Source organism: Streptomyces sp. NPDC031474 (assembly GCF_055581185.1).
In genome coordinates this window covers 37463-49702 of sequence record NZ_JBVIJX010000009.1, presented here as the reverse complement: position 1 = coordinate 49702, position 12240 = coordinate 37463, and the positions used below count along the sequence as shown (strand labels likewise).

Here is a 12240-nt window from a genome sequence, read left to right as displayed (position 1 = left end):
CGCGTCCGAAGAGCCAACCTTCACCGCGGAGACGGAAATCACCCGTCAGATGTCGACAAGTCCACAAACTCGCGGTCAGGGCAGGCGCCGAACCGGTGCCGACCGGTGTCCCCCGGCGGCCACCGGTGCCTCAGTTCCCGCTTCCGCCCGAGCCGCTCCCGCCGCCCGAGCCGCTCCCGCTCAGGTCGCCGATCCACCCGGTGACGTCGCCGATCCAGCCGGTGACCAGCTGCCAGTAGCTCTTGCCGGTGCCGATCCAGCCCTGCAGCGGGCTGAACTCCCAGACCAGCCAGCCGGCCACGAACAGGATGACGATCGTGAACAGGCAGCCCTTGAGACAGCCAAGGCCGGGGATCCGCATCGGGTTGGCGCTGCGCTGCCGCGGCTCGCGCGGCTGCCGGGGCTCAGGGGCGGGCCGCTGCTGCGGCTGCTGGGGCTGGGGCGGCGGCGCGTACCGCTGGGGCTGCTGGGCTTGCGCAGGCGCGTACTGCTGCTGCGGCTGCCCCTGGTACCCGTAGCCGGGCTGCTGCTGGTGCGGACGCTGCGGAGGCCGCTGCTGCTGCGGGGGATACGGCTGCTGCTGCGGCTGCTGGCGGTTGACCTGCCGCTGGGGGCGGCGGCGCAGCGGGTCCTCGCCGGGGTCGAGGTACTGCTGGACCTGGGTCTGCTCGTTGCGGGCGCGGGCGCCCTGCATCTGGGACTGCCAGGGGTGCGGCTGCTCGGGCTGCTGCCCCTGCTGGCCGGGCTGGTGCGGCGGCACCGGCGGCAGGACGGCCGTCGGATCGGCCGCGCCCTGCGGAGTGCCCGTGTGCGGCAGGACGGCGGTGGGGTCGGCGGCGCCCGCCGGGCCGGTCGTGTGCGGCAGGACGCTGGTCGCGGCGTTCGGGTCGTAGGCGCCGCCGGGCACGGTCGCGGGCGAGGGGTCGGGCGCGAGCACATGGCCGACGCCGTCGGCGGCGGCGATCTGCATCGAGTTCGCGTGCACCCCGATGCCCTCGGCGACGATCCGTAGCCCGCGCGCGAGGTTCTCGGCGCTCGGCCGGTCGTCGGGGTTCTTGCGCAGACAGCGCTCGATGACCGTCCACAGCGGGTCGGGCACCGTGGAGGGGCGGCGCGGCTCGGCGCTCAGATGCTGGTGGAGGACCTCGAGGGCGGAGCCGCCGGAGAACGGCGGACGGCCGGTGACCAGCTCGTACAGCAGGATGCCGGCGCCGTAGATGTCGACGGCGGAGGTCTGCGGGCGGCCCTCGGCGGACTCCGGGGCGACGTACGCGGGCGTGCCGACGAACTCGCTGGTGCGGGTCAGTCCCGGGGAGTCGGCGAGGCGGGCGATGCCGAAGTCGGTGAGCAGGGGGTGCATCTCCCCGCCGTTCTGCCGCAGCAGGACGTTGGCCGGCTTCAGGTCGCGGTGCACTACGCCGTCGGCGTGACTGGCGGCGAGCGCGTCGGCCACCTGGGCAGTGAGCAGGGCGGCGGCGACGGGGGTGAAGGGGCCGTTCTCGCGCAGATAGCGGTGCAGGTCGGGGCCCTCGACGAGGTCCATGACCAGCGCCAGCAGATCGCCCTCGACGACCAGGTCACGGACCTGGACGATGTTCGGGTGGGTCAGCCGCAGCAGTACGGACCGCTCCCGCAGGAAGCGCATCACGACGTCGGGGTCGTTGGCCAGCTCTTCCTTGAGGACCTTGATCGCTACGGTCTCGCCGGGCTGGCCGGGCACGGCCGCCTCGGCCCCCGCGGTCTCGCGCTGGCGGGCTCGCCAGACGGTGCCCGTGGCGCCGCGTCCGAGCGGCTCCTCGAGCAGGTACTTGCTGCCGACTGGCCGCACGTCACGCGCTCCCTGCTGCTTGCTTACCTGTCTGTCCGTGTTCCGACCCACTGTAGTGCCGCTGTACGGACACCGGGCTGTCGTCCTGGTGCGAAGGAAAGACGCGTGAGTCGGTCGTCCTGGTTGCCGGAGCCGGACGTGACCGATCTCAACTGATCATCGGCGCCGCACTTGTCAGGCACTTTTGCGGGCAGAGCCGACCAATCAAGATCACTTGCCATCGGGTGGTGGGCGCGTTGTCAGTGACAGGTGCGAGGATGCCTTCAGTACTGGCCGCTGTGCTCGTGTGGGGTGGGGGAAGTCCGCGCCCGTGCAGAAGGGACCGCTGACGGCGATGCAGATCCGGCTGACCGTCGTAGACCCGCAGGGCCCGCACCCCGAGGCGCGGGGCCGGGCCGCGAGCTGCGACGTGCTGGTCACGGCGCCCGCCGGCACCGCCCTGGCCGCGGTGGCGTCGGCGCTGGCCGCGGCGGTCTCCGGGGAGGGCGCCGCGTCGTCCTCGTCCGCGGCCGCGGTCGTGCTGTACGCGGGCGTGGAGCGGCTCGACGCCCAGCGCTGCACGCTCGGCGAGCCCCCGCTGATCGACGGCGCGGTGCTGTCCCTGGGCGCCCCGGCCGACCCCGAACCGCATCCCGAGGTCGACGACGCCCCGGCCCGTCTGCACGTGGTGGCGGGGCCCGACGCGGGCGGGGTCCATCTCCTGCACGGCGGCCAGGTCCGCGTCGGCCGCTCCGCCGACGCCGACGTGCCCCTCGACGACCCGGACGTCTCGCGCCTGCACTGCGCGGTGACGCTCTCGCCCGACGGCCGGCTCACGGTCGCCGACCTCGGCTCCACCAACGGCACCACCCTGGACGGCGTGCGCGTACAGTCCCGGCCCGTCCGCCTCGCCCCCGGCGCCCTGCTCCGCATCGGTGAGTCGGCCCTGCGCCTGGCCCCGCCCGGCGGCCCGGGCCCCCGGGTGGCGACGACCCCGGACGGGGAGGGTCATGTCCGGGTGCCGTGCGGGGGGACGGACGCGGCGGCGGACCGCCACACGCGTGTGCCGGACGGCAGCGAACCGGCCGGCACGACGGGACCGGCCCCCGCGCGCGTGACCGGAGGCAGCGCGCCGGCCACGAGCGGCCCGGTGGCGGGCCCTTCCGGTCCGACCGGTCACGCCTACGGCACGGTGGACTGGAGCGGCTCGGCCGACGCCCGGGGCGAGCGCCCGCGCGGCTCCCGGGACACGCCGCTGGTGCCGGACCAGGGCACGGCGCCGCGCATCGAGAGCCGGCGCGGCGACGGCACGGCGGACGCCGACCGCCGGACCCCGCCCGGAGCCGTTCCCCCGGGTGCCACGCCCGCAGCGGGCGGCGCCGCAATCGACGGCTCGGCGACCCACGGCGGCCGCTTCGGCCTCGGCTCGTTCACCACGGCGGACGACGACGTCCGCGGACCTCACACCTCCCGGGCTTCCCACGCCTCCCCCACCCCGCAGCACCCGTCCGCCGCTTCACCCGCCTCCCCCGCCTCCTCCGCGTCCCCGTACGACGGCCCTGACGACGTCCCCGGCGCCGACCCCCGGAGCGCCTCCCGCCGCAAAGGCACCCCCCTGCGCGGCACCGACGTGCCCCCGGGCGTGCGCAGACGCGGAGGGCTCTCCGCGTGGGCGCGGCGGCTGGCCGGGGGCCGCGGGGGCGACCAGGAAACGGCCGCCCCGGGCGACCACGACGACGAGCCGGCCGGTATCGAGGCGCAGCCGTCGGCCGCCGCCCCGCCGCCCGCACCCGAGACCTGGCCGGACCCGGCGGCGCTGCTGCTGACCGCGCTGGGCCCGGGTCCCCGCCTGTGGGAGCGCGGGCCGGGGCACCCGGAGGCGCTCACCGTGCGGCTGGGCACCGCCGACCGTCCGGCGCCGGACGGCTCGGGCCTGCTGCCCGCGGTCCCGGTGACGGCGGGGCTGCGCGAGGTCGGCGCGCTCGGTCTGGCCGGGCCGCGCCCGCGGCTGTCCGGGCTGGCACGCGCGGTGCTGGCCCAGCTCGCCGCGCTGCACTCCCCCGACGCCCTGGAAGTCGTCCTGATCAGCGCGGACCGCGCGCGTTCCGAGGAGGAGCGCGTCGCCGAGTGGTCCTGGCTGGGCTGGCTGCCCCACCTGCGGCCCGGGCACGGCCAGGACTGCCGTCTCCTCCTCGCCTACGACCGCGACCAGGCCACGGCCCGCACCGACGAACTCCTGCGCCGCCTTCAGGACCAGCTCTCCGACAGCACGAGCGGCGCGGACAGCGGTACGGCACCTGCGCACGTACCCGCGCCCCGCGGCGCCGAACGCATACCCTCCTGGGCGGTGGCCGACGTCGCGCCGGGCGACGGCTTCCCCGGCCCGTACACGGTGCTCGTGGTGGACGGCGACCCCGGCGGCGCCGACCTGCGGGAAGCCGTGAGCCGGCTCGCGGTGGCCGGTCCGCGCGCGGGGATCCACGTCGTCTGCCTGGCGGAGACGCCCGCGGCCTCCCCTGCCGCGCCGGTGACGGAGATGTACGAGGCGGCCTGCGCGGCGGCGCCCACGTTCCGCGCGTGCGGGGCGGTCGCGCTGCTCGGCGGGGACGTGGCGACGGCCCTGCGGCTGCTGCGGGTCGCGCGGGCCGGTTCGGAGACGGAGCGGCCCGGCCCGGTGGGCGCCGGCACGGTCGGCGCGGTGGACGCGGTCTCCCTGGCCTGGGCCGAACGCTTCGCGCGGGCTCTCGCACCGCTGCGCCCGGACGGCTCGGGCGACGGCGAGCGGCACACGCGTGTGTCGGCGCCGCTGCCCCAGTCGGCGCGTCTCCTGGACGAGTTGGGCCTCGCCCGGGCCACGCCGGCCTCCCTGATGGCCCGCTGGGCGGACGCGGCGGACGACTCCGACGCGCTCGGCGGCCGGGTCCGGGCCGTGCTCGGCGCCGGTCCGCGCGGGCCGGTCGGGGTGGACCTGGTCGCCGAAGGCCCCCATCTGCTGATCGAGGGCCCCACCGGCAGCGGGCGTACGGAGCTGCTGCGGGCGGTCGTCGCCTCGCTGGCCGCCGCCGAGCGCCCGGACCGGCTGCGCGTCATCCTGCTGGACGGCCGCGACACCGTCGGCAAGGGCAGCGGCGGCCCGGGCGACGGCCTGCAGGTCTGTACGGACGTCCCGCATGTCACCACCCACCTCACCGCCAACGACCCGGTGCGGATGCGGGAGTTCGCGCAGTCGCTGAGCGCCGAGCTGAAGCGGCGGGCCGAACTGCTGGGCCGCTCCCACTTCGCGGAGTGGCACACGCACCGCGCGGTCTCCGGCCGCATCGTCCCGCAGCGCACCGCGAACACCCCGCCCCCGGGAACCGGACCGGGCAACACCGCCCCGTCCGGCGCCGCATCGGGCGCCGCCGACCTGGACGCCCCGCCCAGCACCACTCTCCGGCTGCGCCCGGGAGCGGCCGCCCGGCAACGTACCGAGACGGTGTCCCCACTGCCCCGGCTGGTGGTCGTGGTCGACGACCTGGACGCCCTCGTCGCCCCCGCTCTCGGCTCCCCGGGCCGGCCCGCCGCCGGCTCCGTCATGCGCGCGCTGGAGGCGGTGGCCCGCGAGGGCGAGCGGCTCGGCGTGCACCTGGTGGCGGCGGCCGGGCCCGGAGGCCGTACGGCGGAGTCGGAACCGGCCCGCATGTCCACCGTTCGGATCACTCTCGACCCGCCGGGTTCCGGCGCGGACGAACCGGCGCCGGGCCGAGGCCGCCTCAAGGGCGCGGACGGCCGCCTCACCCCGTTCCAGGGCGGCCGCGTGACGGGCCGTATCCCCCGCACGGCGACGCTGCGCCCCACGGTGGTCCCCCTGGAGTGGACCCGCATGGGCGACCCCCCGGCCCGCAGACCGGTCCGAGAACTGGGCAACGGCCCCACCGACCTGGCCCTGCTGGTCAGCGCCCTGGAGCGGGCGGCACGCCAACTCGCCCAATTCAGCCCGTCCGGCGTGTGAGGAGCGGCGCCCACCGATCACGACGCGGTCACGATCCCCCGCTTGACAGCGGGGGCGCTCTTGCCGAGGCATGGCACCCGGCGTAGACCAGTGCCCACGGGACAGCGCTCAACGTTCGACGAGGAACGAAGAACGGGGCAGTGATGCGCAGCACCAGCGACGACACCATCCGGACACGCAGGACCGTGAAAGCAGCCGCCACGCTCCTGGCGGGAGCCCTCGCGCTCTCGGCCACGGCGTGCAGCAGCGGCGACGACAAGAGCAGCGGAAGCGACAGCAGCACCGGAACCAAGGACTCCGGCAGCACTCTCACCCTCCCCAAGCTCGACGGCACCACGCTCGAGGTGGCCGCCGTCTGGACCGGCACCGAGCAGGCGAACTTCAAGAAGGTTCTGGCCGAGTTCGAGAAGCGCACCGGCGCGAAGATCACCTTCGTGCCCGCGCAGGACCCGATCATCAACTTCCTCGGCTCGAAGATCGCGGGCGGCGCACCGCCGGACGTGGCGATGCTGCCGCAGCCCGGCGCCATCAAGCAGGCCGCCGACAAGGGCTGGGCCAAACCGCTGGGCGCCGAGGCCCAGGCGGAGCTCGCCAAGAACTACTCGCAGGGCTGGCAGGACATCGGCAAGGTGGGCGGCAAGCAGTACGGCGTCTACTACAAGGCCGCGAACAAGTCGCTGGTCTGGTACAACGCCAAGGTCTTCGAGAACGCGGGGGCAGCCGCGCCCAAGACGTGGAAGGACCTGCTGGCCACCGCGCAGACGGTGTACGACTCCGGTGTCACGCCGTTCTCGATCGGCGGCGCCGACGGCTGGACGCTCACCGACTGGTTCGAGAACGTCTACCTCTCCCAGGCGGGCCCGGAGAAGTACGACCAGCTCGCCCAGCACAAGATCAAGTGGACGGACCCCTCCGTGAAGGAGGCGCTGACCACGCTCGCCCAGATCTGGGGCAAGAAGGACTGGGTGGCGGGCGGCGCGAAGGGCGCGCTGCAGACCGAGTTCCCGGCCTCGGTGACCCAGACCTTCACCGGCGGCGACCAGCCGAAGGCGGCCATGGTCTACGAGGGTGACTTCGTGCAGGTCAACATCGCCGACACCAAGTCGAAGGTCGGCACGGACGCCAAGGTGTTCCCGTTCCCGACGGTCGGCGCCACCGCGCCCGTGGTCTCCGGCGGCGACGCGGCCGTCATCCTGAAGGACTCCAAGGGCGCACAGGCGCTGGCCACCTTCCTGGCCTCGCCGGACGCGGCGGAGATCCAGGCCAAGCTCGGCGGCTATCTCTCGCCGAACAAGAGCGTCGACATCTCCGCGTATCCGAACGAGGTGCAGCAGACGATCGCCAAGGCGCTGATCGCGGCCGGCGACGACTTCCGCTTCGACATGTCCGACCAGGCCCCGCAGGCCTTCGGCGGCACGCCCGGCAAGGGCGAGTGGAAGGACCTGCAGGACTTCCTGAAGAACCCGACGAACGTGGCCGGCACCCAGGCGAAACTGGAGTCGGACGCGGCGACGGCGTACGGGAACTGACCCGGCGATGGCGACGCCCGCGGCGGCGGGGGCTCCCGGAGCCCCCGCCCCTCCTCGCTCGCGCAAGAGCGTGACCGGCACCCGAAGGACCGTGGCAGCGCTGTTCCTGCTGCCCGCCCTCGTGCTGCTCGGCGCGCTCGTGGTCTACCCGATCGGGTACTCGGTCGTGCGCAGTTTCTACGACCAGTCCGGCGACGGCTTCGCCGGCGTCGACAACTACAAGGCCCTCTTCACCGACGACGGCATCCGCACCGCCCTGAAGAACAACATCATCTGGGTGGTGTTCGCGCCGACGGTCGCCACCGCACTCGGTCTCATCTTCGCGGTGCTGACCGAACGGGTGCGCTGGGGCACGGCGTTCAAGCTCGTCGTCTTCATGCCGATGGCGATCTCCATGCTGGCCGCCGGCATCATCTTCCGGCTGGTCTACGACCAGGACCCGGACAAGGGCGTCGCCAACGCGGTGTGGGTGGGCGTCCACGACACGTTCGCCCAGGCGTCGGCGTTCCCGAAGGCCCACCCGGGACGCGACTCGCCGCTGCGGGCCGACCAGGGCGGCTTCATCACCAGGACGCCCGTCCGGGCCGGCACCCCGGTCGCCCTCCCCCTGGTCGGCGTCGCCCCCGACCAGATGCCCGACGACGCGAAGAAAGCCGTCCGGGCCCAGCCCGAAGGCGACAAGGTCACCGGCACCACCTGGCAGGACTTCACCCGCGGCAAGGGCGTGGGCACGCTCGGCGCGCCCGACCCGTCCGAGCTGGGCTACCCCGGGATGAAGATCGAGGCGGTGAAGGACGGCAAGGTGGTGGCGTCGACGAAGGCCGCCGCCGACGGCACCTTCAGCCTCCCCGCCAAGGCCGACGGCGCTCAACTCCGGCTCCCCGCCGACAACTTCAAGGAGGCGTACAACGGCCTGGACTGGCTGGGCCCGTCGCTGGTCACGCCGTCGATCATCGGCTCGTACATCTGGATGTGGGCGGGCTTCGCGATGGTGCTGATCGCGGCCGGTCTGGCGGGTGTGCCGCGGGAACTGCTGGAAGCCGCGCGCGTCGACGGCGCCAGCGAGTGGCAGGTGTTCCGCAGGGTCACCGTGCCGCTGCTCGCGCCGGTCCTCGCGGTCGTCACCGTCACCCTGATGATCAACGTGCTGAAGGTGTTCGACCTGGTCTTCATCATCGCCCCGGGCTCCTCGCAGGACGACGCGAACGTGCTCGCCCTGGAGCTGTACCGCAAGGGCTTCTCCGAGGACCAGCCCGGCATCGCCAGCGCGATCGCGGTGTTCCTGCTGCTGCTGGTGATCCCGGTGATGTGGTTCAACGTGCGTCGGCTCAGGCGGGAGGTGCGGCGGTGACGAAGCGGCTCGAATGGGTCATGGAGAAGCTGAACGGCGGGCTGGTCCGCGTCTTCCTCATCGTCGTCGGACTGTTCTGGCTGGTGCCGACCATCGGGCTGCTGATCTCCTCGCTGCGCGCTCCCGAGGACATGAGCGCCAGCGGCTGGTGGAAGGTGTTCTCCCAGCCCTCCCAGCTCACCTTCGACAGCTATCAGAAGCTCCTGGAGAACAGCGACATCACCAACTCGCTCGTCAACACCGTGCTGATCACGGTGCCGGCGACGGTCCTGGTCGTCGTCATCGGCTCGCTCGCGGGCTACGCGTTCGCGTGGATGGAGTTCCCGGGCCGGGACTGGTGGTTCCTGGGCGTCGTGGGGCTGTTGGTGGTGCCCGTGCAGGTGGCGCTGATCCCGATCGCCGAACTGTTCGGCAAGATCGGCCTGTTCGGGAACATTCTGGGCGTGATCCTGTTCCACGTCGGGTTCGGGCTGCCCTTCGCGGTGTTCCTGCTGCGGAACTTCTTCGCGGAGATCCCCCGTGAACTGCTGGAGGCGGCCCGCCTGGACGGCGCCGGTGAACTGCGGCTGTTCGCGCGGGTCGTGATGCCGCTGGGCGGGCCGGCGATCGCGTCCCTGGGCATCTTCCAGTTCCTGTGGGTGTGGAACGACATGCTGGTGGCGCTGGTGTTCACCAACGCCGACAGCCAGCCGATCACGGTCGCCCTGCAGACGCAGGTGAGGCAGTTCGGCAACAACATCGATGTGCTCGCGCCCGGCGCGTTCATCTCGATGGTGATCCCGCTGGCCGTGTTCTTCGCGTTCCAGCGGCAGTTCGTGTCCGGCGTGATGGCGGGCGCGGTCAAGTAACCCGGAAAGCCGGGGAGGGCGGGTCGAGTCATCGGCCCGCCCTTCTGCGTTCACCCATCATCCCCTCACGCACAATCCCCCGTATGCCGCACGGACCGTAACCGATTCACCCCATTGGCCGTTCCCGGGCAAGGCCCTGCCCGCCGCCCGCGCCGACCCATGGATGTGCCTTGCCCAGGTTCAGTGTCATCGTCCCCGCGTACAAGGTTCAGGCGTATCTGCACGAGTGCCTCGAATCGGTGCTGTCCCAGTCGTACGCCGATCTCGAACTGATCGCCGTCGACGACCGTTCGCCGGACGCCTGCGGTGAGATCATCGACGAGTTCGCGGCCCGCGACACGCGCGTGCGCGCCGTGCACCTGCCGCGGAACGTGGGTCTTGGGCAGGCCCGCAACGCGGGGCTGGCGCAGGCGAGCGGCGACTACCTGCTGTTCCTCGACGCCGACGACACACTCACCCCGGACGCCCTGCGCACCATCGCCGACCGGCTGAAGGAGACGGGCGAGCCGGACGTCCTGGTCTACGACTACGCGAGCACGTACTGGACGGGCGAGACCGTCCGCAACCGGTTCGCCGACCAGCTCACCGAGGAGGGCCCGGCGCCGTTCCGGCTGGCGGACCGCCCGGGGCTGCTGAGGGTGCTGGCGGTGGCCTGGAACAAGGCCTACCGGCGGGAGTTCGTCGAACGCGAGGAACTCACGTTTCCGCCCGGCTCCTACGAGGACACTCCGTGGACGTACCCGGCGCTGCTGGCGGCACGGACCCTGGCGACGCTGGACCGGGTCTGCGTGCACTACCGCCGGCGCCGCCGGGGCACCATCCCGTCCACCATCCCGTCCACCACGAGCCGGGGGCACTTCGACGTCTTCGAGCAGTACGACCGGGTCTTCGCGTTCGTCGAGCGGCGGCCCGAACTCGCCGAGTGGCGGCCGGTGTTGTTCCACCGCATGGTCGACCACCTGTCGACGGTCTTCACCAGGCGCGACCGGCTCCCGCGCGGCTCGCGCGCCGAGTTCCTGCGCAGGGCGCGCGCCCACTACCGCCGTTACCGCGTCCCGGGCGCCTCGGTCCCTCCCCCGCTCTCGGCTCCGCTCGAGTGGGGGCACCCCCACCGCTCACGGCTGCGCCACACCCTGGTCCGCTTCGGCGTACACCGCACCTACCGGCTGTTGCAGGTGTCGATGTGCGTGCGCCGGCGTACGCACAAGGCGGCCTCGAAGCTGGCCCGCGCCCTGCGGGCGGCTGTTCTGCAGGCCCACTACCGGGTCCAGCTGCGGCTGCCCTTGCGCGCCGACCGGGCCGTGTTCGCCGCGTACTGGGGGCGCGGGCACGGCTGCAACCCGGGCGCGTTGGAGGAGGCGTTCCGCACGTTCGCGCCGCAGGTGCGCACGGCGTGGATCGCCCGGCCCGAGCATCAGGGGGCCGTCCCGCCGGGTCCGCGTCAGGTGCGCCCCGGCACGGCCGCCTACTGGACGGCGCTGGCCCGCTCCAAGTACCTCGTCAACAACGTCAACTTCGACCGGCGGCTGGTCAAGCGGCCCGGCCAGGTCTTCGTGCAGACCCAGCACGGCACGCCCCTCAAGCACATGGGCCTCGACCTGCGGGAACGCCCTGCGGCGGCCCGCGACATGGACTTCGAGGAACTGCTGAGGGGCGTCGACAAGTGGGACTACGTGCTGTCCGCCAACCGCCACACCAGCCTCACCTGGGAGCGCGTCTACCCGGGACGCTACGAGACCCTGGAGTACGGCTATCCCCGCAACGACGTCTACCAGAAGGCGACGGCGGCGGACGTGGCCCGGCTGCGCGAGTCCCTCGGCATCCCGCGCGACACGGTCGCCGTCCTGTACGCGCCGACCCACCGCGACTACCGCCGCGTCCAGGGCTCCCACCTCGATCTGGAACGCGTGCTGCGCCGTCTGGGCCCGCGTTTCATGGTGCTGTCCCGCGCGCACTACCGGCAGGAGGCCCCTGTGGCCCGGCGGGTGGCCGGCGTCGTCGACGTCACCGGCCATCCGAGCGTGGAGGCCCTCTGTCTGGCCTCGGACGCCCTGATCACCGACTACTCGTCCCTGATGTTCGACTACGCCAACCTGGACCGCCCGATCGTGATCCACGCCGATGACTGGGAGGCGTACGAGGCGGCCCGCGGCACCTACTTCGACCTGCGTGCCTTCGCCCCGGGCGCGGTCGCGCGCAGCGAGGACGAGCTGATCGACATCTTCTCGACCGGCCACTGGCGCGGCTCGCGCTCGGCCCAGCTGCGGGCCGCGTTCCGCGAGCGGTTCTGCGCCCACGACGACGGCCGCGCCGCCGAGCGGGTCGTCCGGCGGATCGTGCTGGGCGAATCGGAGCTGCCCGCGGTGGTGCCGCTCGCCGAACGCCGCCCGGTGCCTTCGGCGGCCCAGTCGGCGGCGCAGGCGGCGGCACAGCCGGCGACGTCAGTGCCTTCGGCGCGCACCCCGCTGGCCCCCGTGCCGCAGCCCTCCGCCACCGGCCCTGTCACCGGCCCTGTCATCGGCCCCGTCGCCGACGGCCGCTGAACGCCGTTCGCCCTTCGTGTCCGCCTCCGGCGCCTGGCGTGGCGGAGACGATGGTGATGACGGCGGTGCTTCCGGAGCACAGGTGACCTGCGCGCGGGGCGCGGCGGGCACCGGGGGCACGGCGGGAAGGCGTCGGAAAGGCCTCGGGAAGGCGTCAGGATCCGCCGTGCG

General features: G+C 73.4%; 6 protein-coding genes. 5 read left to right on the top strand and 1 reads right to left on the bottom strand.

Annotation, left to right across the window (positions count from 1 at the left end; all coding sequences use genetic code 11):
- Window positions 1-130: 130 nt before the first annotated feature.
- Entirely contained in the window at window positions 131-1828 is a 1698-nt protein-coding gene (locus tag ACZ5SK_RS19595; RefSeq protein WP_468576339.1) for a serine/threonine-protein kinase, read from the bottom strand.
- 334 nt (window positions 1829-2162) lie between these two features.
- Here ACZ5SK_RS19595 and ACZ5SK_RS19590 point away from each other — a divergent pair, with 334 nt between their 5' ends.
- The 5 genes from ACZ5SK_RS19590 to ACZ5SK_RS19570 all read left to right on the top strand — a co-directional run bounded on the left by ACZ5SK_RS19590 (window position 2163) and on the right by ACZ5SK_RS19570 (window position 12069).
- A complete protein-coding gene (locus tag ACZ5SK_RS19590; RefSeq protein WP_334581317.1) occupies window positions 2163-5798 on the top strand; it encodes an FHA domain-containing protein in 3636 nt (1211 codons plus the stop codon).
- A gap of 143 nt (window positions 5799-5941) precedes the next feature.
- Window positions 5942-7327 (top strand): ABC transporter substrate-binding protein, encoded by a 1386-nt coding sequence (locus ACZ5SK_RS19585; RefSeq protein WP_334579480.1) that lies wholly within the window; start codon window positions 5942-5944, stop codon window positions 7325-7327.
- Window positions 7328-7334: 7 nt separating this feature from the next.
- Complete coding sequence (locus ACZ5SK_RS19580) at window positions 7335-8678, top strand: carbohydrate ABC transporter permease (protein ID WP_468157181.1); 1344 nt, start codon at window positions 7335-7337, stop codon at window positions 8676-8678.
- Window positions 8679-8698: 20 nt separating this feature from the next.
- Entirely contained in the window at window positions 8699-9526 is an 828-nt protein-coding gene (locus ACZ5SK_RS19575; RefSeq protein WP_099937252.1) for a carbohydrate ABC transporter permease, read from the top strand.
- Between the two features lie 170 nt (window positions 9527-9696).
- Entirely contained in the window at window positions 9697-12069 is a 2373-nt protein-coding gene (locus tag ACZ5SK_RS19570; RefSeq protein WP_468157183.1) for a bifunctional glycosyltransferase/CDP-glycerol:glycerophosphate glycerophosphotransferase, read from the top strand.
- The last annotated feature ends 171 nt before the right edge of the window (window positions 12070-12240 follow it).